The organism is Enterobacter sp. JS8-1 (genome assembly GCF_049187015.1).
Taxonomy (GTDB): domain Bacteria; phylum Pseudomonadota; class Gammaproteobacteria; order Enterobacterales; family Enterobacteriaceae; genus Enterobacter; species Enterobacter mori.
Window position 1 is genome coordinate 3252232 of the sequence record NZ_CP185805.1, and the last position, 25394, is coordinate 3277625.

22 protein-coding genes and 1 tRNA gene are annotated in these 25394 nt (G+C 54.7%); 15 read left to right on the forward strand and 8 right to left on the reverse strand.

Going from position 1 to position 25394, the window contains the following annotated elements:
- The first annotated feature begins 46 nt into the window (after positions 1-46).
- The 8 genes from ACOQH0_RS15450 to yejF all read left to right on the forward strand — a co-directional run bounded on the left by ACOQH0_RS15450 (position 47) and on the right by yejF (position 10036).
- Positions 47-1033 carry a CobW family GTP-binding protein gene (locus ACOQH0_RS15450; protein WP_407585919.1) on the forward strand — a complete coding sequence of 329 codons (987 nt, stop codon included), beginning with the start codon at positions 47-49 and terminating at the stop codon, positions 1031-1033.
- Between the two features lie 33 nt (positions 1034-1066).
- On the forward strand, positions 1067-1762 hold the full coding sequence (locus tag ACOQH0_RS15455; protein ID WP_421510768.1) for a phosphatase PAP2 family protein: 696 nt from the start codon (positions 1067-1069) through the stop codon (positions 1760-1762).
- Positions 1763-2196: 434 nt separating this feature from the next.
- Positions 2197-2766, forward strand: a complete 570-nt coding sequence (gene mepS, locus ACOQH0_RS15460; RefSeq protein WP_010433488.1) for a bifunctional murein DD-endopeptidase/murein LD-carboxypeptidase — start codon at positions 2197-2199, stop codon at positions 2764-2766.
- 127 nt (positions 2767-2893) lie between these two features.
- Positions 2894-4447, forward strand: coding sequence for a cyclic di-GMP phosphodiesterase (locus ACOQH0_RS15465; protein ID WP_421510769.1), 1554 nt, complete (start codon positions 2894-2896; stop codon positions 4445-4447).
- A 64-nt stretch (positions 4448-4511) separates the two neighbouring features.
- The gene (locus ACOQH0_RS15470) at positions 4512-6317 is read left to right on the forward strand and encodes an extracellular solute-binding protein (RefSeq protein ID WP_421510770.1); all 1806 of its coding nucleotides are present in this window, start codon (positions 4512-4514) and stop codon (positions 6315-6317) included.
- Between the two features lie 9 nt (positions 6318-6326).
- Positions 6327-7421, forward strand: coding sequence for a microcin C ABC transporter permease YejB (locus ACOQH0_RS15475; protein ID WP_042714263.1), 1095 nt, complete (start codon positions 6327-6329; stop codon positions 7419-7421).
- Entirely contained in the window at positions 7421-8446 is a 1026-nt protein-coding gene (locus tag ACOQH0_RS15480; RefSeq protein ID WP_010433477.1) for an ABC transporter permease, read from the forward strand. The genes ACOQH0_RS15475 and ACOQH0_RS15480 overlap by 1 nt, the downstream gene beginning before the upstream one ends.
- The gene (gene yejF / locus ACOQH0_RS15485; RefSeq protein ID WP_421510771.1) at positions 8447-10036 is read left to right on the forward strand and encodes a microcin C ABC transporter ATP-binding protein YejF; all 1590 of its coding nucleotides are present in this window, start codon (positions 8447-8449) and stop codon (positions 10034-10036) included.
- A 3-nt stretch (positions 10037-10039) separates the two neighbouring features.
- Here yejF and ACOQH0_RS15490 read toward each other — a convergent pair whose 3' ends face one another.
- The 3 genes from ACOQH0_RS15490 to rsuA form a co-directional block, all read right to left on the reverse strand.
- Positions 10040-10384 (reverse strand): YejG family protein, encoded by a 345-nt coding sequence (locus tag ACOQH0_RS15490; protein WP_010433471.1) that lies wholly within the window; start codon positions 10382-10384, stop codon positions 10040-10042.
- 280 nt (positions 10385-10664) lie between these two features.
- A complete protein-coding gene (locus ACOQH0_RS15495) occupies positions 10665-11861 on the reverse strand; it encodes a Bcr/CflA family multidrug efflux MFS transporter (RefSeq protein WP_421510772.1) in 1197 nt (398 codons plus the stop codon).
- Positions 11862-11877: 16 nt separating this feature from the next.
- The gene (rsuA, locus tag ACOQH0_RS15500) at positions 11878-12585 is read right to left on the reverse strand and encodes a 16S rRNA pseudouridine(516) synthase RsuA (RefSeq protein ID WP_108416614.1); all 708 of its coding nucleotides are present in this window, start codon (positions 12583-12585) and stop codon (positions 11878-11880) included.
- 280 nt (positions 12586-12865) lie between these two features.
- On the opposite strand from rsuA, the gene ACOQH0_RS15505 reads away from it, so the two are divergent.
- The gene (locus ACOQH0_RS15505; RefSeq protein ID WP_421510773.1) at positions 12866-14626 is read left to right on the forward strand and encodes a DEAD/DEAH box helicase; all 1761 of its coding nucleotides are present in this window, start codon (positions 12866-12868) and stop codon (positions 14624-14626) included.
- A 125-nt stretch (positions 14627-14751) separates the two neighbouring features.
- Positions 14752-15036, forward strand: coding sequence for a 50S ribosomal protein L25 (rplY, locus tag ACOQH0_RS15510; protein WP_010433464.1), 285 nt, complete (start codon positions 14752-14754; stop codon positions 15034-15036).
- A gap of 52 nt (positions 15037-15088) precedes the next feature.
- Here the strand turns inward: rplY and yejK are convergent, their stop codons facing one another.
- The gene (gene yejK / locus ACOQH0_RS15515) at positions 15089-16096 is read right to left on the reverse strand and encodes a nucleoid-associated protein YejK (protein ID WP_008500957.1); all 1008 of its coding nucleotides are present in this window, start codon (positions 16094-16096) and stop codon (positions 15089-15091) included.
- Positions 16097-16230: 134 nt separating this feature from the next.
- On the opposite strand from yejK, the gene ACOQH0_RS15520 reads away from it, so the two are divergent.
- The 3 genes from ACOQH0_RS15520 (at position 16231) to ACOQH0_RS15530 (ending at position 18385) form a co-directional block, all read left to right on the forward strand.
- Positions 16231-16458, forward strand: coding sequence for a YejL family protein (locus ACOQH0_RS15520; RefSeq protein WP_001135586.1), 228 nt, complete (start codon positions 16231-16233; stop codon positions 16456-16458).
- A gap of 19 nt (positions 16459-16477) precedes the next feature.
- Positions 16478-18235 (forward strand): LPS biosynthesis-modulating metalloenzyme YejM, encoded by a 1758-nt coding sequence (yejM, locus tag ACOQH0_RS15525; protein WP_421510774.1) that lies wholly within the window; start codon positions 16478-16480, stop codon positions 18233-18235.
- Positions 18236-18308: 73 nt separating this feature from the next.
- A tRNA-Pro gene (locus ACOQH0_RS15530) sits at positions 18309-18385 on the forward strand.
- Positions 18386-18420: 35 nt separating this feature from the next.
- On the opposite strand, the gene ACOQH0_RS15535 is transcribed toward ACOQH0_RS15530, so the two are convergent.
- Positions 18421-19608 carry an MFS transporter gene (locus ACOQH0_RS15535; protein WP_421510775.1) on the reverse strand — a complete coding sequence of 396 codons (1188 nt, stop codon included), beginning with the start codon at positions 19606-19608 and terminating at the stop codon, positions 18421-18423.
- 126 nt (positions 19609-19734) lie between these two features.
- On the reverse strand, positions 19735-19995 hold the full coding sequence (locus tag ACOQH0_RS15540; protein ID WP_010433451.1) for a DUF2534 family protein: 261 nt from the start codon (positions 19993-19995) through the stop codon (positions 19735-19737).
- Positions 19996-20197: 202 nt separating this feature from the next.
- Between ACOQH0_RS15540 and eco the strand changes: the two genes are divergently transcribed.
- Positions 20198-20704 (forward strand): serine protease inhibitor ecotin, encoded by a 507-nt coding sequence (eco, locus tag ACOQH0_RS15545; RefSeq protein ID WP_108416617.1) that lies wholly within the window; start codon positions 20198-20200, stop codon positions 20702-20704.
- A gap of 135 nt (positions 20705-20839) precedes the next feature.
- On the opposite strand, the gene mqo is transcribed toward eco, so the two are convergent.
- Complete coding sequence (gene mqo / locus ACOQH0_RS15550) at positions 20840-22489, reverse strand: malate dehydrogenase (quinone) (protein WP_089597942.1); 1650 nt, start codon at positions 22487-22489, stop codon at positions 20840-20842.
- A gap of 187 nt (positions 22490-22676) precedes the next feature.
- Between mqo and ACOQH0_RS15555 the strand changes: the two genes are divergently transcribed.
- Positions 22677-23966, forward strand: coding sequence for a SulP family inorganic anion transporter (locus ACOQH0_RS15555; protein ID WP_010433440.1), 1290 nt, complete (start codon positions 22677-22679; stop codon positions 23964-23966).
- On the opposite strand, the gene mgtE is transcribed toward ACOQH0_RS15555, so the two are convergent.
- The gene (mgtE, locus tag ACOQH0_RS15560; protein WP_218307690.1) at positions 23929-25365 is read right to left on the reverse strand and encodes a magnesium transporter; all 1437 of its coding nucleotides are present in this window, start codon (positions 25363-25365) and stop codon (positions 23929-23931) included. The genes ACOQH0_RS15555 and mgtE overlap by 38 nt on opposite strands.
- Positions 25366-25394: the final 29 nt, after the last annotated feature.

Sequence of the window (25394 nt, forward strand, 5' to 3'; positions counted from 1 at the left end):
ATGATGGTTAATTGTTATAGCATCACAGTAAGTCATGGGAGCGCATGTGACCAAAACCAACCTCATCACCGGTTTTCTCGGCAGCGGAAAAACCACCTCAATTTTGCACCTGCTCGCGAATAAAGACCCGGCAGAAAAGTGGGCCGTACTGGTCAACGAATTTGGCGAAGTGGGCATCGATGGCGCATTGCTGTCTGACAGCGGGGCAATGATCAAAGAGATCCCGGGCGGCTGTATGTGTTGCGTGAATGGATTACCCATGCAGGTCGGGCTGAACACGCTGCTGCGCCAGGGTAAACCGGACCGTCTGCTGATAGAGCCGACCGGGCTGGGCCACCCTAAGCAGATCCTCGATTTGCTGACCGCCCCGGTTTACGAGCCGTGGATCGACCTGCGCGCCACGCTGTGTCTTCTGGATCCGCGCCTGCTTCTGGACGAGAAGGCCGTGGCCAATGAAAACTTCCGCGATCAGCTCGCCGCGGCAGATATCATCGTGGCGAATAAAGAGGATCGTGCAACGGCTGAAAGCCAGGCCGCGTTTGATGCCTGGTGGCAACATTTCGGCGGCGATCGTCAACGGGTTCACACCACTCAGGGCAAAATTGACAATGCCCTGCTCGATCTCCCCCGTCTGAACCTGGCGGAACTGCCCGTCAGCGCGGAACATGCGCATAGCCACGCGGTGAAGCAGGGTCTGGCGGCCCTGAGCCTGCCGGAACATCAGCGCTGGCGTCGTAATCTCAACAGCGGTCAGGGCTACCAGGCTTGCGGATGGATCTTCGATGCCGATACGGTTTTCGACACCATCGGGATTCTGGAATGGGCCAGACTTGCTCCGGTAGATCGCGTCAAAGGCATTATGCGAACCCCGGACGGGCTGGTACGCATCAATCGCCAGGGCGCAGATTTCTTTATCGAAACGCAAAATGTTGCCCCCCCGGACAGCCGGATAGAGTTAATTAGTGCGGTTAACGCCGACTGGAACACGCTGCAGACCAACCTGTTGAAGCTTCGTTTAAGTTTCGACGGCTAACGTTGCCCCAGATTTCAAACGATGCTGAACGTTATGACGACTCGATTTCCCTTAATACTGCTGCTGAATGCTGCCGGTCTGGCACTCTTTTTATCCTGGTATCTGCCGGTGAACCATGGTTTCTGGTTCCCGCTGGATTCCGGTATTTTCCACTTCTTCAACCAGGCGCTGGTGAAGAGTGAAACCTTCCTGTGGCTGGTCGCGATTACCAACAATCGCGCCTTCGACGGCTGTTCACTGCTGGCCATGGGCTGCCTGATGCTCTCTTTCTGGCTGAAAGAAGATAAAACAGGACGTCGCCGCATTGTGATCACAGGCCTGGTCATGCTGCTGACTGCGGTTGTGATTAACCAGCTGGCGCAACATTTGATGCCGGTAAAACGCGCAAGTCCTTCGCTCTATTTCCCGGATATTCACCGCGTCAGCGAATTACTGCATATCCCGACTAAAGATGCGTCTAAGGACAGTTTCCCCGGCGATCACGGTATGATGCTGCTTATTTTTTCAGCATTCATGTTGCGCTATTTTGGCAAAAAAGCCTTTGCGACGGCGCTGGTAATTGTGGTCGTGTTTGCTTTCCCACGCGTCATGATCGGCGCTCACTGGCTGACAGATATTGTTGTGGGTTCGCTCTCTGCGGTGCTGATTGGTTTGCCATGGGTGCTGATGACGCCGTTAAGCGATCGATTAATAGCCAATTTTAATCGTTACCTGCCTGGCGATAAGTAACAAGTTCTAAACAAATAACCCATCGTAATTAACGCAAACTATCGGGGATCATTTCGTTCCCTGATAGTCCCCTCTCTTAAATTGCCCCGCGCCGTCATATTCTTGTCATCTCATTCATGTTGAAAATGAAGCAATTGCCTGAGCTGGAGCCGCTTCTGACGGCTTTTTGGGGCATTTACGTTTTTTTACTCTCGGTATCACAATTTCTTATAAAAAATCGGACTTTTTTGCTCGCAATGCCCCTTGCAATCGGTTAATCTCGAACTCGTTTTGCCCCACTGAGATAATTATTATCATGGTGAATAAATTTGTGCACTGCGCCACAAATCTGACCAGAAAGAATTGTCTCAATGTGAACAGCTAATTAGTCTCGTCACGTTTGGCATTTTTATAACGATATTTATCGTTAAGGACTTCAAGGGAAAATAAACAAAATGGTCAAATCTCAACCGATTTTGAGATATTTCATGCGGGGGATCCCGGCGATAGCAGTAGCGGTTCTGCTTTCGGCATGTAGTACATCGAACACCGCTAAGAATATGCATCCTGAGACGCGTGTTGTGGGAACAGAAGATTCCTCGTCACTGCAAGCCTCTCAGGATGAATTTGAGAATATGGTGCGTAATCTGGACGTGAAGTCCCGTATTATGGACCAGTATGCTGACTGGAAAGGCGTGCGTTATCGTCTTGGCGGCAGCACGAAAAAAGGCATTGATTGTTCCAGTTTCGTACAACGAACCTTCCGCGAACAATTTGGGTTAGATCTTCCGCGTTCAACCTATGAACAGCAGGAGACGGGCAAGTCGATTTCGCGTTCCAAACTGCGTACCGGTGATTTAGTTCTGTTCCGTGCGGGTTCTACGGGTCGACATGTTGGCATCTACATTGGCAACGACCAGTTCGTTCATGCTTCCACCAGCAGCGGTGTGACCATTTCCAGCATGAATGAACCATACTGGAAGAAGCGCTACAACGAAGCGCGCCGTGTATTGACCCGCAGTTAATATGATGATTGTATCGTTGGTTATCCCTTGGCTGGCGATATAATAAAAAAAAGCACTGCTTCGGCGGTGTTTTTTTTTGCCCGTTACACTGAATACATTCAGCGGCTACTCAGGAATCACGATCTCTATGTTCACCCGCTACTTTTCCAGTCATCGCAAGATACTGTTTCTCAGTATTGTCACAGGGCTCTTTGTCGCCCTGCTCCTGGGCTCATTGCAGTTTTTCTGGAGTTACCACAAGCGGGAAGTCAGATTCGATACCCTGATTGAAGATGTGAGCATCTACATGGAGAGCTACTTCGGAGAGCTAAAAGAGTCTATCGATCTCCTCCAGCCGCTTACGCTGAACAATTGCCATGAGGTTAACGCTGAACTGACTTCACGCGCTGCCTTCAGTATTAATGTGCGCGCCTTCCTGCTGGTCAGAGACAAAATAGCGTTCTGCTCTTCCGCCACAGGGTCGATGAATTCCCCTATGGAAGCGCTTATACCCGAGCTGCACATCAACAAACCGATCGATATTGCCCTGCTGTCCGGCACGCCCATGCTGCCGAATAAACCGGCCATTGCCATCTGGTACCGTAATCCGTTGGTTAAGGACGGCGGCGTCTTTACCTCGGTGAATCTCAATCTGACACCGTACCTGCTCTATGCTGCGCGTCAGGACGAGTTCGCGGGTATTGCCATCATCATTGGCGACAACGCGTTGTCGACAATGTCCAGCACGCTGGTTAAGGCGGAAAATCTCCATGAACACGCCGCCCGCACCGCCACGCTGAAAGACATTCCTCTGACCATCAAGATCTATGCCGAAGCCTGGACCAGCGAGGAAATCCTCTTCGCCCTCTTCTTCGGGCTGGTGTGCGGCATAGCCGCCGGAACGCTCAATTTTTATATCCTGACCATACGTCTGAATCCAGGTAAGGAAATTTTAAGCGCGATTAAGCACAATCAGTTCTATGTGGTGTATCAGCCCGTGGTCGATGCTAAAGAGCTGAAAATGCGCGGTGTGGAAGTGCTGATGCGCTGGAAGCACCCGACGATGGGCGAAATCCCACCGGATGCGTTTATTAACTTTGCTGAAGCGCAAAAGCTGATTGTTCCTCTGACGCTGCATCTTTTTGATCTCATTATTCGTGACGCACCGGTATTACAAAGCGTGTTGCCTGCGGGAGCCAAGCTGGGGATAAACATTGCGCCTGGGCATTTGCATGCGGAGAGTTTTAAAGAAGATATGCAACGCTTCAACGCCTCGCTGCCGCCCGATCATTTCCAGACGGTACTGGAAATCACCGAGCGCGACATGATTAATCAGCGCGAGGCCAACCAGCTTTTTGAATGGCTGCACAATGAAGGCTTTGAAATCGCGATTGATGATTTCGGGACCGGCCACAGCGCCCTGATTTATCTCGAGCATTTCACAATGGACTACATCAAAATCGACCGGGGTTTTGTCAATGCCATTGGAACCGAAACCGTTACATCGCCCGTACTTGATGCCGTATTGACCCTCGCAAGGCGACTGAACATGTCCACCGTCGCCGAAGGGGTGGAAACGCCCGAGCAGGCGGCCTGGCTGCGCGAGCATGGCGTTAACTTCCTGCAGGGATACTGGATCAGCCGCCCTATGCCGCTGGCGCAGTTTCGCACATGGCAACCCAATATGATGTCCGGTGAATAATTTCACAATGGCGGCGACGTCACTTATTATTCAGTTTTAATGTGAACGAAGGATCCGCCACGAGATGTTTATGCGCGTCGTAGTGATGTTAATGGCGGTGGTGAGCCTGTCCAGCCAGGCGCAGACCATCAAAGAGAGCACGGCATTCGCGGTGATTGGCGAACCTAAATACGCGGTTAATTTTACCCACTACGATTACGTCAACCCCGCCGCGCCTAAAGGCGGAAACGTGACGCTCTCGGCCACGGGCACCTTCGATAACTTTAACCGCTTTGCCCTGCGCGGCGTGGCGGCGGCGCGTACGGAGTCCCTCTATGACACGCTGTTTGTGACGTCAGACGATGAGCCGGGCAGCTACTACCCGCTGGTGGCGGAAAACGTACGTTACGCGGATAACTTCGCGTGGGCCGAAATTTCACTCAACCCGCAGGCGCGTTTTCACGATGGCACGCCGGTAAGCGCCCGCGACGTGGCCTTCACGTTTCACAAGTTTATGACCGAAGGGGTCCCGCAGTTCCGTCTGGTGTACAAAGGCACCACCGTGAAAGCTATCGCCCCGCTCACCGTGCGTATCGAACTAAGCGAACCAAACAAAGAGAATATGCTGAGCCTGTTCTCCTTGCCCGTCATGCCTGAGTCCTTCTGGAAAAACCACAAGCTGAGCGACCCGCTCTCCACGCCGCCGCTGGCGGGTGGCCCGTATCGCATTACCGACTGGCGAATGGGGCAGTATGTGGTCTATTCCCGGGTCAAAGATTACTGGGCTGCAAATCTTCCGGTAAACCGTGGTCGCTGGAACTTTGACACCCTTCGCTATGATTATTACCTTGACGATAACGTGGCGTTTGAGGCGTTCAAAGCGGGTGCGTTTGATTTGCGCGTGGAGAGCAGTGCCAAAAACTGGGCTACGCGCTATATCGGGAAAAACTTTGCCAACGGTTACATCGTTAAAGACGAGCATAAAAATGAATCGGCCCAGGATACCCGCTGGCTGGCGTTTAACATCCAGCGCCCGGTATTCAGCGACCGTCGGGTGCGCGAGGCGATTACCCTGGCGTTCGATTTCGAGTGGATGAACAAGGCGCTGTTTTACGGCGCCTACAGCCGCGCTAACAGCTATTTCCAGAACACTGAATATGCCGCTCGCGACTATCCTGATGCCGATGAGCTGGTCTTGCTGGCTCCGCTGAAGGCGGAACTCCCGCCAGAGGTCTTTACGAGCGTGTTTGAACCGCCTAAATCCGACGGTAAGGGTTTTGACCGTGACAACCTTCTGAAAGCCAGCGCGCTGCTGGATGAGGCGGGATGGCACCTGAAAAATCAAAAACGGGTGAACGTGCAAACGGGCAAACCGCTGAGTTTCGAGCTCCTGCTCGCTTCAGGGGCAAATGACCAGTGGGTACTGCCGTTTAAGCAGAATCTCGCCCGGCTGGGGATTACTCTGAATATCCGCCAGGTGGATATCGCTCAGCTCACCAACCGCAAGCGCAGCCGGGATTACGATATGATGCAGAGCCTGTGGGCCGCGCAGCCGTGGCCCAGCGGCGATTTGCAAATTTCGTGGGCCTCCAGCTACATCAACTCCTCCTACAATGCCCCCGGCGTTAAGAGCCCGGCGATCGACTCGCTGATTGAGAAAATTGTGGCCGCGCAGGGCGAAAAAGAAAAATTGCTTCCGCTTGGCCGCGCGCTCGACAGGGTGTTAACCTGGAACTACTACATGCTGCCAATGTGGTACATGGGCGAAGATCGCCTTGCCCGTTGGGACAAATTCTCGCTGCCCTCTGTACGCCCTGTCTATACGCTGGGTTTCGATACCTGGTGGTATGACGTGAACAAAGCCGCCAAACTGCCCGCAGAGCGGCGTTAAGGAATAACAATGGGTGCTTATCTGATCCGCCGCTTGCTGCTGGTTATCCCGACGCTGTGGGCCATCATCACGATTAACTTTTTCATCGTCCAGATTGCCCCTGGCGGACCGGTGGATCAGGCTATCGCCGCCGTGGAATTTGGCCACAGCGGGGGAATGCCCGGCGGCGGCGGTGAAGGGATGGGCGCGAGTCACGCAAGGACCGGCGTGGGTAATATCAGCGAAAGCCACTACCGCGGCGGGCGCGGGTTGGATCCAGAGGTGATCGCCGAGATCACCCATCGCTACGGCTTTGATAAACCGCTGCATGAGCGTTATTTCAAGATGCTCTGGGATTACGTCCGCTTTGATTTTGGCGATAGCCTGTTTCGCAGCGCATCCGTGCTGACGTTAATTAAGCAAAGCCTGCCGGTTTCCGTCACCCTTGGTCTGTGGGGAACGTTGATTATCTATCTGGTCTCCATTCCGTTGGGCATTCGAAAAGCGGTCTACAATGGCAGCCGCTTTGATATCTGGAGTAGCACCTTCATCATCATCGGCTATGCGATTCCGGCGTTTCTGTTTGCGGTTCTGCTTATCGTCTTTTTCGCCGGGGGGAGTTATTTCGATATTTTCCCGCTCCGGGGATTGGTGTCAGCTGATTTCAGCACTCTGCCGTGGTATCAAAAAATCACCGATTATTTCTGGCACATCACGCTGCCGGTCCTCGCGACGGTCATTGGCGGTTTTGCGGCGCTGACGATGCTGACCAAAAACGCCTTCCTTGATGAAATCCGTAAACAGTATGTTGTCACCGCGCGCGCAAAGGGCGTGGGTGAAAAACAGATCATGTGGAAGCATGTTTTCCGCAACGCGATGCTGCTGGTGATTGCCGGATTCCCGGCCACCTTCATCAGTATGTTTTTTACCGGCTCGCTGCTGATAGAGGTGATGTTCTCCCTAAACGGTCTGGGACTGCTGGGCTATGAGGCCACCGTCTCGCGCGATTACCCGGTCATGTTTGGCACACTCTATATTTTCACCCTGATTGGCCTGCTGCTGAATATTATCAGTGATATCAGCTATACGCTGGTCGATCCCCGAATCGATTTTGAGGGCCGCTGATGCCGCGTTTAAGCCCCGTCAACCAGGCCCGCTGGGCACGCTTTCGCCACAACCGCCGCGGCTACTGGTCGCTATGGATCTTCGCCGTGCTGTTTATCTTAAGCATGTGCGCCGAGCTGATTGCGAACGATAAGCCGCTGCTGGTGCATTTTAACGACCGCTGGTATGTGCCTGTGTTGAACAACTACAGCGAGAGTGATTTTGGTGGCCCGTTTGCGACCCCGGCTGAATATCAGGATCCGTGGCTTCGCGATCAAATCGACAGGCACGGCTGGGCGCTCTGGGCCCCCATTCGCTTTGGCGCAAACAGCATAAACTTTGCTACCTCAACCCCCTTCCCTTCGCCTCCCTCCGCGCAGAACTGGCTGGGAACCGACGCGAACGGCGGTGACGTGCTGGCGCGCATTCTCTACGGCACGCGGATCTCTCTGCTTTTCGGGCTGATGCTGACGCTCTTTTCCAGCGTGATGGGTGTCGTCGCGGGTGCCGTTCAGGGCTATTACGGCGGAAAGCTCGATCTCTGGGGGCAACGCATCATTGAAGTCTGGTCGGGAATGCCAACGCTGTTTCTGATCATCCTGCTGTCCAGCGTAGTGCAACCTGGCTTCTGGTGGCTGCTGGGGATCACCGTCCTGTTTGGCTGGATGGCGCTGGTGGGCGTAGTGCGGGCGGAATTTCTGCGCACGCGGAACTTTGACTATATCCGTGCCGCACAGGCGCTGGGGGTCAGCGATCGGGCGATTATTTTCCGCCATATGCTCCCCAACGCCGTGGTCGCAACCCTGACCTTTCTGCCCTTTATTTTGTGCAGTTCCATCACCACCCTCACCTCGCTTGATTTCCTTGGTTTTGGGCTGCCGCTCGGCTCGCCATCGCTCGGCGAACTGTTGCTGCAAGGCAAGAACAATCTTCAGGCGCCGTGGCTTGGCATCACTGCGTTTCTCTCAGTGGCCGTGCTGCTTTCGCTGCTGATCTTTATTGGCGAAGCCGTGCGCGATGCCTTTGATCCCGACAAGGCGGTATAGATGACGCAACCTCTTCTGAGCATTGAAAACCTGTCTATTGCCTTTTCGAAGCAGGGCGAGACCCGCACGGTGGTGAATGACCTGTCACTGCAGATCCAGCGCGGCGAAACGCTGGCGCTGGTGGGGGAATCGGGTTCCGGTAAGAGCGTCTCGGCCCTCTCCATCCTGCGTCTGCTCCCTTCCCCGCCGGTCAGCTATCCGCAGGGTGACATTCTGTTCCATGGCAATTCGCTGCTGCATGCGGATGAGCAAACCCTGCGCGGGATCCGCGGCAATAAGATTGCCATGATTTTTCAGGAGCCGATGGTCTCGCTCAACCCGCTGCATACGCTGGAAAAACAGCTCTACGAAGTGCTGTCACTCCACCGGGGCATGCGCAAAGAGGCGGCGCGGGGTGAAATTCTCGATTGCCTTGAGCGCACGGGCATTCGCAATGCCGCCAAACGGCTGACCGATTTTCCGCACCAACTCTCCGGCGGAGAACGTCAGCGCGTGATGATCGCCATGGCGTTGCTGACGCGTCCTGAACTGCTGATCGCCGATGAACCGACGACGGCACTGGACGTGACGGTTCAGGCGCAGATATTGACGCTGCTGCGGGAACTGCGTGACGAACTGAACATGAGCCTGCTGTTTATTACGCACAACCTGAGCATCGTAAGAAAACTGGCTGACAGCGTGGCGGTGATGCAAAACGGACGATGTGTTGAGCAAAATATGGCAGCCTCGCTGCTGACGGCACCTCAACACCCCTATACGCAGCGCCTGCTCAACAGCGAACCCTCTGGCGATCCCGTTCCCCTGGATGCCGACAGCGAGCCGCTGCTGCGCGTTGAGGGACTGGGCGTTTCATTTCCCGTTCGTAAAGGCATTTTACGGCGCGTTATCGATCGGAACCCGGTTCTGAAAGATATCCGTTTCTCTCTGCGTCCCGGTGAATCGCTGGGGCTGGTTGGTGAGTCGGGTTCTGGCAAGAGCACCACCGGTCTGGCGCTGCTGCGCTTAATCGCCTCGCAGGGTGAGATCCTCTTTGACGGCATGCCGCTCCACACCCGGAACCGTCGCCAGATGTTGCCCGTGCGTCCACGCATGCAGGTTGTTTTTCAGGATCCCAACTCCTCGCTTAACCCAAGACTGAGTATTTTGCAGATTGTTGAAGAGGGTTTACGCGTTCATCGTCCCACGCTGAGCGCTCAGCAACGTGAAGAAGAGGTGATGCTTGTCATGGCTGAAGTGGGATTAGATCCCGCCACGCGCCACCGCTATCCTGCGGAATTTTCCGGCGGTCAGCGCCAGCGCATCGCGATTGCCCGCGCGCTGATCCTGAAACCTGAGTTGATCATTCTTGATGAACCCACCTCTTCACTGGACAGAACCGTACAGGCGCAGATCCTGACGCTGTTAAAAGGGTTACAGGAGAAGCATCGGCTGGCCTATATCTTCATCAGCCACGATTTACAGGTGGTGCGGGCGTTGTGCCATCAGGTGATTGTGTTGCGGCAGGGAGAAGTCGTCGAACAGGGAGAGTGCCAGCGCGTATTCACTGCGCCAACGCAGAGCTACACGCGCCAGCTACTGTCAGCAGACTAGCGCTCAGAAAGGATATTGACCAGAGAAAGGCTCGGCAATCGCCACGCCGAAGTTTTTCAGACGGCAGGTGGCAGCGAATTCATCCTGGCTGTTCACAAACAGGCAAGGCTCGCCTTCGCATTCCAGCACGGAGCTATCCACTTCGATATCCGTCAGCGCCTGACTGAGGCGCTCCATGACCGGCCATGCATTTTCGTCGCTCGGACTCAGCAGTTTGAGCGCAACCAGACAATTCTCGCACCCTGCGCCGCTTTGCGGAATCGGTTCAACTTTCGAACCTGCAAAACCCGCCGACCAGCGATAGCTCTGGGGCAAGCGATGGACAATGGAGAGTTGTAATGTATTCACGTTCGTTCCCCGGAAGCAAAAAATTACTTCACAATTTATTTACATTTATAGTATCACATGATTGCAAACCTGCACTATTTAGCGGTTTTTATAGGCATTGCAGGCTCGCGTGGGCGCTATATGTACCCGTTTCTGCGATCTAACTCAACCTTTTTAAATACAATGATGTGACTTTTTACATAAATATATTTTACATAAAAGAAACAAACACAGGGTAAACGAACAGCGCTTTGGTTGATATGCATCAACAAAAAGGCCCGAATCGGGCCTTCAGTGTGCTTTAGTGAGCGGCTTTACGCGGCCGACTGGCATAAAGATAGAAGAGAATGGAGCTGGTTGCGCAGAAAGCGATTGCCCACAACATCGGCCATGCGGTGTTAAACGTGGCCATCGAGAGCAGCGCCCCAACGACAGCGCCAATCCCAAAGCGGAACGTCCCCGCCAGTGACGACGCCGTGCCTGCCATATGCGGGAATTCATCAAGGATAACCGCCATCGCGTTGGAAGAGATCATCGACACGCAGCCGACAAACGCCGCCACGCCCACCACCAGCGCCCAGAAGCCAATCCCCAGGAACGCGCTCACCACCATCCAGATAGCCATAACGAACTGGATCCACAGCCCGGCGCGGAACATATTGATCGCCCCTACCCGCCGTACAAAGCGGCTGTTGATGATGGTCATAACAAACAGAAACACGATGTTCAGCGCAAAGTAGTAGCCAAAGTGCTGCGGCGAAACGTGGTTCAGTTCGATATAAACAAACGGCCCGGCGCTCAGGAAGGAGAACATCCCGGCAAAGCTGAAGCCGCTCGCCAGCATGTAGCTCAGCACGCGCTTATGGCGAAACAGCGAGGCGAAATTCCCCATTGTGGTACGAATGTGGAACTTCTGCCGACGCTCAACGGGCAGCGTTTCATCAATAAAGAAGAAAATCATCGCCGAGGCCAGCAGCGCGGCAAGCGCCAGGATCCAGAATATGGCGTGCCAGCTGAACCACACCAGCACGGCACCACCGACCATCGGGGCCACCAGCGGCGCAATAGTGGTAACCAGCATGACGAACGACATCATGCGGGAGAACTCTTCTTTCGGGTAGACATCGCGCATCAGGGCGTTGATCACCACGCTCGCGGCGGCGGCGGCCAGACCGTGGAAAAAGCGCATGATAATCAGCTGATCGATACTCTGCGCCAGCGCACAGGCAACGGCTGCGCCCGCAAAGACCAGCGTTCCGCCCAGGATAACAGGCTTGCGCCCAAGGCTATCCGCCATCGGCCCATACAGAAGCTGACCGATAGCAAAACCGAGAATATAGGTACTGAGCGTCATCTGCGCGCTGCCCGCCGGTACGCCAAACTGCGCGGAAATCACCGGCAACGCGGGCAGATACATATCGATGGAGAGCGGCATCAGCATCGCCAGCAGGCCAAGGATGAAAACGATCTTGAAAGACGAGTGTGGCCTGGTGGTCACAGAGTTCTCCTGAAATTTAGCGTGAAGGCAGACCGACGCTGGCGATCTCTTCTTCCGTTAACGGGCGGTATTCGCCCGGCTCGAGTTCCGGGTCAAGCTCAATCGCACCAATACGTTCACGATGCAGGCCCACAACGTGGTTGCCCACTGCGGCGAACATCCGTTTCACCTGGTGATAGCGACCTTCGCTGATGGTCAGACGCACTTCCGTCGGGGTGATGACTTCAAGCACCGCCGGTTTGGTCAGATCTTTTTCATTATGCAGCTGAACGCCTTTGGTGAATTGCTCTGCCGTGTCATCCGATACCGGCGACTCCAGCGTGACCAGATAGGTTTTCTCGCAGTGATGGCGCGGAGAGGTGATGCGGTGAGACCACTGACCGTCATCGGTCATCAGCACCAGACCGGTAGTATCGATATCCAGACGACCCGCGGCATGCAGCTTGTGCGCCACTGGCTCATCGAGGAAATAGAGCACCGTCGGGTGATCCGGATCGTCCGTTGAACAGACGTAGCCTTCCGGTTTGTTGAGCATGAAATAGCGCGGACCGTGCTGCTGGGTCAGCGGATTGCCGTCATACTCCACCTGATGTTCAGGCTGGAGTTTGAAAGCGGTGTCTTTCACAATGTCGCCATCCACGGTAACGCGGCTGGCGCGAATTTCGCGCCCGGCAATAGCGCGGCTTACGCCGAGTTGCTGAGCGATAAACTTATCAAGTCGCATGAAATCTTTTTAGCCTTAATGGTGCTGGAAGTCGGACAACGCGCCCGAAAAAGAAGCAGTCAAGAACGGTTCAGTATAATGGTCTGGTTGCGCCACTCAAGGGAAAAAGTTTCGTGGCATACTATCTATACCCTAAATAATTCGAGTTGCATGAAGGCGGCAAAGGAGTGAATCCCCGGGAGCTTACATAAGTAAGTGACCGGGGTGAACGAGTGCAGCCAACGCACAGGCAACTTGAAGTATGACGGGTATATGTGCGGAATAACGAAACCGAGACCCTATGACTTTTACACTTCGCCCCTATCAGCAAGAAGCCGTCGACGCCACCCTCGCCTGGTTCCGTAAACATCGGGAACCGGCAGCCATCGTGCTCCCGACAGGTGCAGGCAAAAGCCTTGTCATCGCCGAGCTGGCGCGTCTGGCACGCGGGCGCGTGCTGGTGCTGGCGCACGTTAAAGAGCTGGTGGCGCAAAACCATGCCAAGTATTGTGCGCTTGGACTTGAAGCCGATATTTTCGCCGCCGGGCTGAAGCGCAAAGAGAGTCACGGCAAAGTGGTGTTTGGCAGCGTGCAGTCGGTTGCCCGTAACCTGGATCTTTTTCGCAGCGAGTTTTCACTGCTGATTGTCGACGAGTGCCACCGCATCAGCGATGACGACGACAGCCAGTATCAGCAAATCCTGACGCATCTGAAGGAAGTGAACCCTCACATTCGCCTTCTCGGCCTGACGGCCACGCCGTTTCGTCTGGGGAAAGGCTGGATTTATCACTTCCATTATCACGGCATGGTGCGCGGGGATGCGAAAGCCCTGTTCAGCGACTGCATTTATGAGCTTCCGCTGCGCTACATGATTAAACATGGCTATCTGACGCCGCCGGAGCGGCTGGATATGCCGGTGGTGCAGTACGACTTCAGCCGCCTGCAGGCGCAAAGCAACGGGTTGTTCAGCGAAGCGGATCTTAACCAGGAGCTGAAAAAACAAAAGCGCATTACCCCGCACATCATCAGCCAGATTGAAGAGTTTGCGCAGACGCGCAAAGGGGTAATGATCTTTGCGGCCACCGTTGAGCATGCCCGAGAAATTACCGGGTTGCTGCCCGCTGACGACGCGGCGCTGATCACCGGCGAAACGCCCGGTCCGGAGCGCGACAGCCTGATCGAGGCCTTCAAAGCGCAGCGGTTTCGCTATCTGGTCAACGTGTCGGTGTTAACCACCGGGTTTGATGCGCCGCACGTTGACCTGATTGCTATTTTACGCCCGACCGAATCGGTGAGTCTCTATCAGCAGATTGTGGGCCGCGGCCTGCGCCTCTCGCCGGGCAAAACCGACTGCCTGATTCTGGATTACGCCGGGAATCCGCACGATCTGTACTCCCCTGAGGTCGGCACACCGAAAGGCAAAAGTGACAACGTGCCGGTCCAGGTTTTTTGTCCCGCCTGCGGGTTTGCCAATACCTTTTGGGGAAAAACCACCGCTGACGGTACGCTGATCGAACACTTTGGCCGCCGCTGTCAGGGCTGGTTTGAAGACGATGAAGGCCATCGCGAGCAGTGCGATTTTCGTTTCCGCTTTAAAAACTGTCCGCAGTGCAATGCCGAAAACGATATTGCCGCCCGTCGCTGCCGGGAGTGTGACACGATCCTGGTCGACCCTGATGACATGCTTAAGGCTGCGCTGAAGCTGAAAGATGCCCTGGTGCTGCGTTGTTCCGGCATGGCCCTGCAGCCCGGTGCGGATGAAAAAGGCGAGTGGCTGAAAATCACCTACTACGATGAGGATGGCGCAGACGTCAGCGAGCGTTTCCGGGTGCATACACCGGCGCAGAGAACGGCTTTCGAGCAGCTCTTTATCCGTCCGCACACCCGCACGCCGGGGTTGCCCCTGCGCTGGATAACCGTTGCCGATATCGTTCATCAGCAGGCGCTGCTGCGCCACCCGGATTTTGTTGTCGCCCGCAAGAAAGGCCAGTTCTGGCAGGTGCGTGAGAAGGTCTTCGACTACGAAGGACGCTTCCGCCGGGCAAATGAATTGCGCGGTTAACGGGACTTTTCGTTGATGTGAGGGGCATTTGAGTATAAAATGCCGCCCGCTTCACATCCGTGAGGCAGAACACTCACCTGCTGCTGGGTCGCCTGTAGTAGGGTTTAAAATACAGAGAGAAATCAATGTTCACTATCGAAGCAGAAGTACGTAACGTGCAGGGTAAGGGTGCGAGCCGCCGCCTGCGTAACGCCAACAAGTTCCCAGCTATCGTTTACGGTGGCGAAGCTGCTCCAGTTGCAATCGAACTGGACCACGACAAAGTATGGAACCTGCAGACCAAAGCTGAATTCTACAGCGAAGTTCTGACCATCGTTGTTGGCGGTAAAGAAGAAAAAGTGAAGGTTCAGGCTGTACAGCGTCACCCGTTCAAGCCAAAACTGTCTCACATCGACTTCGTTCGCGCGTAATCGCAAACTCGTCGAATAAAAACCCCGCTTCTGCGGGGTTTTTTTATGGCTGCTATTTACCGCCAGAGGTGCGACGCTGCAGCTGATCGCGCAGGTTCGGCGGCGTGCCTTTGATGGTCAGCGTGTCGGTGGCCGGATCCCAGAAGATGCGTTCCCCCAACAGCATGGCGTCAAAGTTGATGGTTAATCCACCGCCGCTACCGGCAAATTTGGTGAGCTGACGCAGCGTACTGCGGTCCGCCGGGAAACTCTCTTCCAGTTCATAGCCTTTTTCAGCCGTAAATTCCTGGAAGCTGACTTCACTCACACCTGCCAGCTCTTTTGACAGGGATTCCAGCTCAATCTCTTCGCCTGCCTGCAGCTGCTCGTTGCAGTAACTGTAAACCTGCTGACGCACGGTCTGACGCTCTGATTTATCGAGCTGCGCTTCCGCCGTAAAATCATCAACCGCCTGCAGCAGACCTTTGTTCTGCGCTTTGGCGTTCAGACCTTCGCTGGCACCGAGGAAGTCCATAAAGAAATCGGCGACTTTGCGCCCCACGCGCCCTTTCAGGAAAGTCAGATAGCGGGTCGATTCCGGATTGGTTTCCCACTCGGTCAAATCAATACGCGCCACGATATCCGCATGGTTGATATCCAGATAGTGCGTCGAGCTGATGTCCAGCTGCTCATTCACGCGCATGCTGCTTAAGTTGTTCAGCACGGTCACCAGCAGGTATTCCACCGCCAGGTAACGGTAATGGCAGAACAGGACGATACCGCCATCGGCGAACGGATATTTTGCCAGCTCGTCACGCAGACGCCCGGTTGCGGCACGGCTGAATGCCAGGAAATCTTCTTCGCCCTGACGCTGAAGACGCAGGCTATCCGCCAGTTCGCTCTCTTCGCTGAACAAACCATAGGCTTTATTTTTAGCACTGTAGACGCGGTGCAACTCCGCCATCATTTCCACAACGGTCGCCGTGGGTTCAAGTAACGAATCGCGCAGCACCACTTCAAGGGTTTGCTCATCACGCTTGATAAGCTGGTGCAAGGCAATCTGGTTGATTTCCAGACTCATGATAAACTCTCCTTTTAGACCGGGCGGTATTCAACCACCACCAGCGTATGTGTGCAACAGAAGATAAAAAAGGGGAAAAAAAGCTGTTGCTACGGTAATATGTCGCCCTTCTCTCAACAAACTGATTTTGATTTATGCCACAACATTCCCGCTACAGTGACGAACACGTTGAACAACTGCTCAGTGAGCTTGTCAACGTACTGGAAAAACATAAAACGCCAACCGATCTCTCCCTGATGGTTTTGGGAAATATGGTTACCAACCTTATCAACACCAGCGTTGCTCCGGCTCAACGTCAGGCGATCGCCAAATCTTTCGCCCAGGCACTGCAGTCCTCGGTTAGCGACGACCAGGCACACTAAGGGAAACGAACAACAGTTTATGGTGACGAATCGTCAGCGCTACCGTGAAAAAGTCTCCCAGATGGTCAGCTGGGGGCACTGGTTCGCCCTGTTCAACATTCTGTTGGCGATGGTTCTCGGCTGCCGTTATCTGTTTGTGGCGGACTGGCCCACCACGCTTATCGGACGTGTTTACTCGTGGATAAGCCTGGTCGGTCACTTTAGCTTTCTGGTCTTCGCCACCTATTTGCTCATCCTGTTCCCTCTGACGTTTATCGTCATGTCGCAGCGTCTGATGCGGTTCTTGTCCGCCATCCTTGCGACCGCGGGCATGACGCTTTTGCTGATCGACAGCGAAGTCTTTACCCGTTTCCATCTGCATCTCAACCCTATTGTCTGGGAGCTGGTCATTAACCCCGATCAGAACGAGACCGCACGTGACTGGCAGCTGATGTTTATCAGCGTGCCCATTATTCTTCTGATTGAGATGCTGTTTGCCACCTGGAGCTGGCAGAAGCTGCGAAGCCTCACCCGGCGGCGCCATTACGCGAAGCCCGTTGCCGCGCTCTTTTTCATCTCATTCATCAGTTCGCACCTCATGTATATCTGGGCGGATGCGAACTTCTATCGTCCTATCACTATGCAGCGCGCCAACCTGCCGCTCTCGTATCCGATGACGGCACGTCGTTTCCTTGAGAAACACGGTCTGCTGGATGCGCAGGAGTATCAGCGCCGCCTGGTCGAGCAAGGTAATCCGGAAGCGGTCAGCGTGCAGTATCCGCTGAGCGATTTGCGCTATCGCGACATGGGCCGCGGGCAAAACGTTCTGCTGATCACCGTTGATGGTCTAAACTATTCGCGCTACGAGAAGCTGATGCCCGCACTGGCGGCGTTCGCGGATAAGAACATCACCTTTACGCAGCATATGAGCTCGGGCAACTCAACCGACGCGGGTATTTTCGGCCTGTTCTATGGGATATCGCCGAGCTACATGGATGGCGTACTGTCTTCACGCACGCCAGCAGCATTGATTACCGGGCTTAACCAGCAAGGTTATCAGCTGGGGCTGTTCGCGTCCGATGGCTTCAACAGTTCGCTGTACCGTCAGGCTCTGCTCTCTGATTTCTCCCTGCCTGCCGCGCAGAGCCAGTCTGACACCCAGACGGCAAACCAGTGGATTAACTGGCTGCAGCGCTACGCTCAGGAAGATAACCGCTGGTTCTCCTGGGTTGCGTTTAACGGCACTACGGATGACAGCAATCAGAAAGGCTTCACCCGTCGTTACACTCGTGCGGCAGGTGATGTTGATGCACAAATTGCGCGCGTGCTGACCGCCCTGAACGACTCGGGCAAGCTGGACAATACGGTAGTGATTATCACTGCGGGCCATGGCGTGCCGCTGGGCGACGATATGGAGAGCATGGCCTGGTCACGTCCGAACCTGCATGTGCCACTGATCGTTCACTGGCCGGGTACCCCTGCGCAGCGCATCAATCTGCTTACCGATCATAAAGATGTGATGACCACATTGATGCAGCGCTTGTTGCACGTCAGCACGCCGGCTAACGAGTACTCTCAGGGGCAAGATCTCTTTAGCGCCACTCGTCGTCACAACTGGGTGACTGCCGCAGGTGGCAATACGCTGGCGGTCACGACGCCTGAGCTGACGCTGGTACTGAACAGTAACGGGAGTTATCAGACCTATAACCTGAAGGGCGAGAAGCTGAAGGACCAAAAACCACAGCTCAGCCTGCTGTTGCAGGTCCTGACGGACGAGAAACGGTTTATCGCTAACTGATTAATAATAAACCAGTTAGCGCGTTCTTCCCCTTGCATTCAAAAAGGAATCGAGTAGTATTCTTTTCATGCGTCGGCACGTAGCGCAGCCTGGTAGCGCACCGTCATGGGGTGTCGGGGGTCGGAGGTTCAAATCCTCTCGTGCCGACCAAAACTTTTAAAACCAGCCTTTTACGGCTGGTTTTTTTATTGCAGCGCGTCCGGCGTTTTACGCAAGTAAACCAGCGTAGCCAGGCAAATCACCGCCCCGGCATAAAACGTATATTCTGCGCCTGCCGCTTCCCAGATCACTCCTGCCCCCACGCTGGCAATAAGCAAGCCAACGCCACTGACCATGCTGAAAATGCCGTAGGCGGTGCCGCGTAAATCCGCTGGTGCAGTTTTCGCAATCATTGCCGGCAACAGTCCCTGCGTCATCCCCATGTGCAAGCCCCACAGCGCGACGCCTAAAAGAATCCCGCCCCAGTGGGAACTCAGCGCCAGCACAACGTCGGCACCTATCAATACCACCAACCCCCACTGCAGCAGCCGGGTGTGGCTCATTGAGTCTGAGAGCTTGCCAAAAGGATAGGCTGAAAGGAAATAGAGCAGGTTCATAGCCACCATCACCAGTGGGATCAACGCCAGCGGGACGCCCGACTGCTGCGCGCGAAGCACCAGAAACGCTTCACTAAAGCGAGCCAGAGTGAAGACGGCCCCCAGTCCAATGACCCACCAGCAGCCTTTGCCCAGCCGCTTCAGGTTCTCTTTTTTAATCGGATTGGTTCGCTTATGTTCGACAGGGGTTTTCGGTTCACGAAGTCCGAAGAAAAGTAACGCTACGGCGAGCACGCCGGGGATCACAGCGATCCAGAATATGGTGCGAAAATCGTCGTTCCACAGCAGCATTAACCCGACGGCCAGCAAGGGGCCAAGAAATGCACCGATGGTATCCATAGACTGGCGCAGACCGAACGCCGCACCGCGCAGTTCGGGCGGCGTCACGTCAGCGACCAGCGCGTCCCGCGGTGCGCCGCGGATGCCCTTCCCCACCCGGTCGATGAGTCGTGCCCCCAGAATCATGCCGGACGACGAGGCGATGGCGAACAGCGGTTTGCTCAGCGCGCCCAGCCCGTAGCCCAACACCGCCAGCCCTTTTCGCTTGCCGAGGTAGTCGCTGATTGCACCGGAAAAGACTTTAATAAACAGCGCCGTGGCTTCTGCCAAACCTTCAATAAGACCGATGAAAATCACGCTGGCACCGAGCGTTGTGACCATAAACAACGGCAGCAGGCTGTGAATGATCTCAGACGAGATATCCATCAACATGCTAACGCCACCTACAACCCAGACTCCTTTCGGGATCCGGCTGAGCGTTGCAAACCGGGATAACATTGAGCATCTCCTGCTTTCTGTAGAACAATCTCGTTCGACACAGAATATCCTGGAAATGCGAATAAATATCATCAGGCATAAAAAAAGCCAGCCCGGGAGGCTGGCTTGATTCTCGCCGATAAACGATCAGTGCTTATCGCGTCCGCCCAGGAAGAAAATGCCCAGCGGAATGGCAAGCAGAACGGTGAACACCAGGCTGTAAACAAAGATCATCGCCGATTGCAGAACGTACATGCTGGTCGTCCATGCAGAGAGGGGAATGTTGTACTGTTCAATGACGCCAACAATGGTTGCCCGTCCAACGCATGCAGCAGCAATCATAAACACAACCAGCAGCGCCAGCAGGAATTTACGGCCTTCAGGTGTTTTCAGTTTTGCGCGAACCATCTCTCTTCCCTTTACAGATGAATAACATTATCTGAGGCTTAAAATAACACGATCTCCCCACCGACTCCATACCAGCATTAAAAACCATTTTTAATGCAAAAATGCAGTTTATTACACTGCACCCAATGAAAATATAAGTAAATCACTCCAATCATTCATGGTGGTTATGTTAATCTCGGCAGGATCGTTTTGACTGAAAGGAATGACTGTGAAAAACGCACCTAAATTTGCTATCGCTCTTATCGCCGCCTGTGTCAGCACCGGGGCTTTCGCCAGTAACACGCAAAGTGAACAGCCGCTTGAAAAAGTCGCACCGTATCCGCAAGCGGAAAAAGGGATGAAACGTCAGGTAATTCAGTTACCGGCGCAGCAGGAAGAAGCGAACTTTAAAGTAGAGCTGTTAATTGGCAAGACGCTGGAAGTGGACTGCAACCAGCACCGTCTGGGCGGTCAGCTGGAAAGCAAAACCCTGGAAGGCTGGGGTTACGACTACTATGTCTTCGACAAAGTGACGTCGCCGGTTTCCACCATGATGGCGTGCCCGGACGGCAAAAAAGAGAAGAAATTTGTCACCGCGTATCTGGGTGATAACAGCCTGCTGCGCTATAACAGCAAGTTGCCGATCGTGGTCTATACGCCTGAAAACGTGGAAGTGAAGTATCGCGTGTGGAAGGCAGATGAAACTGTCGGACAAGCGGTAGTACGTTAAAAATAAGTCGGGTGGCGGCTTCGCCTTACCCGACCCGGAAAGGGTGCGTTCTGGTGCCCTCACCCCACCCCTCTCCCACCGGGAGAGCGAGAAAACACTAAAAACGGTAACAGATGTTACCGTTTTGCTTTTATCTTACAGCGCGATATCCGCAACCGGTTTGTTTTCCGCCTGAGGCTTCAGCTCCGCTTTTGGCGCAGCATCCGCAGCCTGCGGCTTCACGTACTGCAGCTGCAGTACACGGCTGGTGTACTCCAGCTCCTGCTCCGTCGCATCCACGTTACCGTTCAGCTTCGTACCGTATGATGGAATAATGGTTTTCAGCTTCGCCTGCCATTCCGGGCTGGCGACTTTATCTTTAAACACTTTTTCCATCAGGTGCAGCATGATTGGCGCAGCGGTAGACGCACCCGGTGACGCCCCCAGCAGCGCGGCAATGGTGCCATCTTTATCGCTCACCACTTCGGTACCCAGACGCAGCACGCCGCCTTCTTTAGGATCGCGCTTGATGATTTGTACGCGCTGACCCGCCTGCCATAAACGCCAGTCTTCTTTCTTCGCCTGCGGGTAGTACTCTTTCAGCGCCTCGAAACGATCGTCATCAGAGAGCATCACCTGGCTAATCAGGTATTTCACCAGATCGAAGTTATCCAGCCCCACGTCCATCATTGGCTTCACGTTAGAGGTGGTGGTTGCGCTGAGCAGATCCCACAGGGAGCCATTTTTCAGGAACTTGGTGGAGAACGTCGCGAACGGCCCGAACAGTACGACGCGTTTACCATCAAGCATACGGGTGTCGATGTGCGGAACGGACATCGGTGGCGCGCCCACGGAAGCCTGACCGTACACTTTCGCCAGATGACGGTTCACCACTTCCGGGTTTTCAGAGACCAGGAACTGGCCGCCGACCGGGAAGCCCGCATAGTCGTCAGCTTCAGGAATACCGGACTCCTGCAGCAGCTTCAGCGCCGCACCGCCGGCACCGATGAAGACAAATTTCGCCTTGATCACGTGTTCGGCTTCATTGTTTTTCAGATCGGCAACGGTCACGCTCCAGCTGTTGTCCGCGTTGCGCTTAAAACCGCGCACTTCGGTGCTGAGCTGCAGATTGAAGTTCTCTTTTTTCTTCAGAGACGCGACCAGCTGACGGGTAATTTCACCGTAGTTGACGTCAGTACCAATTTCGGTACGGGTCGCTGCCACTTTCTGATTCGGGTCACGACCTTCCATCACCAGCGGTGCCCACTCTTTGATCTGGGCATGATCTTCAGAGTATTTCATCCCGCGGAACAAGGTGCTCTGCTGCAGAGCGGCATAGCGCGCGCGCAGGAAGTTGACGTTCTGGTCGCCCCACACAAAGCTCATGTGCGGTACGGTGTTAATGAAGGAGTGCGGATCGTGCATCACGCCGCTGTTGACCTGGTGTGACCAGAACTGGCGTGAGATCTGGAACGCTTCGTTGATCTCTACCGCCTTCTCGATACTAATGGAACCGTCCTTTTTCTGCGGCGTATAGTTCAGTTCCATGAGTGCCGAGTGTCCGGTACCGGCGTTGTTCCAGCCGTTAGAGCTCTCCTGCGCCACGCCATCGAGGCGTTCAACCATGGTCATGGACCAGTCCGGCTGCAGTTCGTGCAGATAAGTTCCCAGCGTGGCGCTCATGATACCGCCACCAATTAATAGGACGTCCGTTTCCTGCTCTTTTGGTGCGTCTGCTTTCGCCGCCATTGAGACGGTGTTAAGCCCCACGGCCAGAGAAAAGAGCATGGCAGTCATTTTTTTCATAATTTATGCCTTAGTGTAAAAGTGCTTGATGCGTGGAAATTGCAGGTGAAAAAAGCTGCGGGGGCACGGTAACAACTTTTAAATATTGTTTAAAGGTTACGAAATTATTGTAATTGTGAAATTTAATGATGGATTGTTTGTAGGGGATTACGCTGGCAACTGGCAATCACTGAATTTTGTGGATACTATGCTGCACTTTGTGATCGCGCGCACGGAAGCCTGCCCTAACCAGCGAACTGTTATGTCCTTACCTCATTCAGCTGTATCCCCCGAAGACCGCGTAGCCAACGTGCTGCGTTCCCCTAAGCTGCTGACGCGTGAAATGCTGGCGGGCGTGATCACCGCTCTGGCGCTGATCCCCGAGGTCATCTCATTTTCCGTGGTGGCGGGCGTTGACCCGAAGGTCAGCCTGATCGCCTCCGTGGTGTTGTGTCTTGCCCTGTCTGTACTCGGTGGTCGTCCGGCGATGGTCACGGCCGCGGCCGGTTCCGTGGCGCTGGTCATTGGCCCAATGGTGCATCAGCATGGCGTACAGTACATTCTTCCCGCCGTGCTGATGGCTGGCGTGATTCAGATTCTGTTTGGCGTACTGGGCATGGCAAGACTGATGCGCTTTATTCCCCAGTCGGTCATGACCGGGTTTGTTAACGCCCTGGGCATTTTGATCTTCTTCGCACAGGTGCCGCATTTCTGGAGCCGAAGCCCGCTGATTGTGGGCCTGTTCGTGCTGACGCTGCTGATCGTGCTGTGGGTGCCGCGCTATATCAAAAGCATCCCTTCCCCGCTGATTGCGATTGTGCTGTTAACCTTGTTCACCGTTTCAACCGGCCAAATCCTGCCGACCGTGGGCGATGAAGGCTCCATGAGCGGCGGTTTGCCGGGGCTTACCGAGCTGTTGGTTCCGCTCAATGTGCAGACGCTGAGCATTATCTGGCCGTGCGCGTTGAGCATCGCATTTGTCGGCCTGCTGGAATCCCTGCTGACGGCAAAGCTGGTGGATGAGCTGACCGCAACGCCGTCAAGTAAACGCCGCGAAAGCATTGGATTAGGCGTCGGCAATATTCTGTCTGGTTTTTATGGCGGCATTGCGGGCTGCGCGATGATCGGACAAACCATCGTCAACGTGGAGATGGGCAAGGGCCGAAGCCGTATTTCAACGCTTGCGGCGGGCATCGTGCTGCTGATCCTGGTGACGGCGCTCAGCGAAGTGATGGCCAAAATCCCGATGGCGGTGCTCGCGGGGATCATGGCGATTGTCGCCGTTAAAACCTTCAGCTGGCATAGCCTTCAGCCTGCAACGGTAAAAAATGCCCCGATAGCGGAAACGGTGGTCATGCTGGTCACCGTTGCCGCCACGGTATCAACCGGTAATCTGGCGATTGGCGTGCTGGGCGGGATTATCGTCATGGCACTGCTTCCCGCCCGCATTAAACGTCGGGCTACAGAAGAAAAATCGTCGCCAGCCCAAGAAAAATAAAGAAACCACCGGTATCGGTGATGGCGGTAATCATCACGCTCGACCCCACCGCGGGGTCGCGCCCCAGTTTGGTCATCGTCAGCGGGATAATCACGCCCATTATCGACGCCACCAGCAGGTTCAGCACCATCGCCAGCATCATCACACCGCCCAGCGCCATATCATCGTACAACCACCAGGTGATGCCGCCCATAATCCCGCCCCACACCAGGCCGTTAATAAGCGCGACGCCCATCTCTCTAAAAATGAGCCACGAAAAGTTACCCGGCTGAATATTTTCCAGCGCCAGGGCGCGAACGATCATGGTGATCGTCTGGTTTCCTGTGTTACCACCAATCCCTGCGACGATCGGCATCAGCGAGGCGAGCGCCACCAGCTGTGAAATGGTGTGCTCAAAGCCATCAATCACCCGGGAGGCGATAAACGCGGTACAGAGGTTAATGGCCAGCCACGCCCAGCGGGTTTTGACCGCTTTGCCCACGGACGCATGGACGTCATCTTCCGCGCTGATCCCACCGAGAGCACGTAAGTCGTTATCGGTCTCTTCATAAACCACGTCAATGATTTCATCGATGGTCAGACGCCCCATCAGCTTGCCGACGGAATCCACTACCGCCGCGCTCACAAGGTCGTCACGTTCGAAGGTTCGTGCCGCTTTTTCCGCATCGTCTTCCGGGGAGAAGACCATCGGCTCGGTTTCCATCACCTCGCTCACCCGCCGCTGGGTACTGTTCAGCAGGATGGTTTTCAGCTCCAGCTCGCCGAGCAGAGTTTTGTCCCGGGAGGTAACGAACAGTTTATCGGTGTTGTCCGGCATGTTGCCCAGACGTCGTAAATAGCGCTGCACCGTACCGAGCGTGACGTCAGGACGCACCATGATGACGCCGAACTCCATGATCGCGCCGACGCTGTTTTTCTCGTAGTGCATCACCTGACGCACGCGCGCCCGCTCCTCCGCAGGCAGTGACGCCAGCAGGCGACCGGTCAGGTTTCGCGGCAGGTGCTGAACGAGGTAAATCTGCTCGTCGATATCCAGCGTTTGCAGGGCATCCAGGATATCGCGGTCGCTCATCTCATCGATCAGGTCGTCCCAGACGTTTTCCGACGCCTCAAGCAGCACCTGTCCGCGCTCGTGATCCTGCACCAGCCGCCACAGGGCGTGACGTTCTTCCGAGGGAAGCGCTTCGAGAGTATCCGCCAGATCCGGTGGGGGTAAATGAGCAACCAGCGCACCTACCTCAGCAATATCGTCGGCTAAGGTGCCGACATCATATTGCTCAGCCAGGGTCAGTTTACCTAATAACGCAGAAGTAACCGCTTTATCGGTCGTGAGAAGCCAGATAAGTCGCGCACGCTCCTGGTCACGCTGTCTGGCGCTGTTTTTCTTTAATACCGACATCAATCATAAATCCATTAAATGAGTTGGCA

Bases quoted from the DNA above. Each gene is read 5' to 3' on its own strand.
- ACOQH0_RS15455 (WP_421510768.1), top strand. From the start codon at position 1,067: ATGACGACTCGATTTCCCTTAATACTGCTGCTGAATGCTGCCGGTCTG.
- mepS (WP_010433488.1), top strand. From the start codon at position 2,197: ATGGTCAAATCTCAACCGATTTTGAGATATTTCATGCGGGGGATCCCG.
- ACOQH0_RS15465 (WP_421510769.1), top strand. From the start codon at position 2,894: ATGTTCACCCGCTACTTTTCCAGTCATCGCAAGATACTGTTTCTCAGT.
- ACOQH0_RS15470 (WP_421510770.1), top strand. From the start codon at position 4,512: ATGTTTATGCGCGTCGTAGTGATGTTAATGGCGGTGGTGAGCCTGTCC.
- ACOQH0_RS15475 (WP_042714263.1), top strand. From the start codon at position 6,327: ATGGGTGCTTATCTGATCCGCCGCTTGCTGCTGGTTATCCCGACGCTG.
- ACOQH0_RS15480 (WP_010433477.1), top strand. From the start codon at position 7,421: ATGCCGCGTTTAAGCCCCGTCAACCAGGCCCGCTGGGCACGCTTTCGC.
- yejF (WP_421510771.1), top strand. From the start codon at position 8,447: ATGACGCAACCTCTTCTGAGCATTGAAAACCTGTCTATTGCCTTTTCG.
- rsuA (WP_108416614.1), bottom strand. From the start codon at position 12,585: ATGCGACTTGATAAGTTTATCGCTCAGCAACTCGGCGTAAGCCGCGCT.
- ACOQH0_RS15505 (WP_421510773.1), top strand. From the start codon at position 12,866: ATGACTTTTACACTTCGCCCCTATCAGCAAGAAGCCGTCGACGCCACC.
- rplY (WP_010433464.1), top strand. From the start codon at position 14,752: ATGTTCACTATCGAAGCAGAAGTACGTAACGTGCAGGGTAAGGGTGCG.
- yejK (WP_008500957.1), bottom strand. From the start codon at position 16,096: ATGAGTCTGGAAATCAACCAGATTGCCTTGCACCAGCTTATCAAGCGT.
- ACOQH0_RS15520 (WP_001135586.1), top strand. From the start codon at position 16,231: ATGCCACAACATTCCCGCTACAGTGACGAACACGTTGAACAACTGCTC.
- yejM (WP_421510774.1), top strand. From the start codon at position 16,478: ATGGTGACGAATCGTCAGCGCTACCGTGAAAAAGTCTCCCAGATGGTC.
- ACOQH0_RS15535 (WP_421510775.1), bottom strand. From the start codon at position 19,608: ATGTTATCCCGGTTTGCAACGCTCAGCCGGATCCCGAAAGGAGTCTGG.
- ACOQH0_RS15540 (WP_010433451.1), bottom strand. From the start codon at position 19,995: ATGGTTCGCGCAAAACTGAAAACACCTGAAGGCCGTAAATTCCTGCTG.
- eco (WP_108416617.1), top strand. From the start codon at position 20,198: ATGACTGTGAAAAACGCACCTAAATTTGCTATCGCTCTTATCGCCGCC.
- mqo (WP_089597942.1), bottom strand. From the start codon at position 22,489: ATGAAAAAAATGACTGCCATGCTCTTTTCTCTGGCCGTGGGGCTTAAC.
- ACOQH0_RS15555 (WP_010433440.1), top strand. From the start codon at position 22,677: ATGCTGCACTTTGTGATCGCGCGCACGGAAGCCTGCCCTAACCAGCGA.
- mgtE (WP_218307690.1), bottom strand. From the start codon at position 25,365: ATGTCGGTATTAAAGAAAAACAGCGCCAGACAGCGTGACCAGGAGCGT.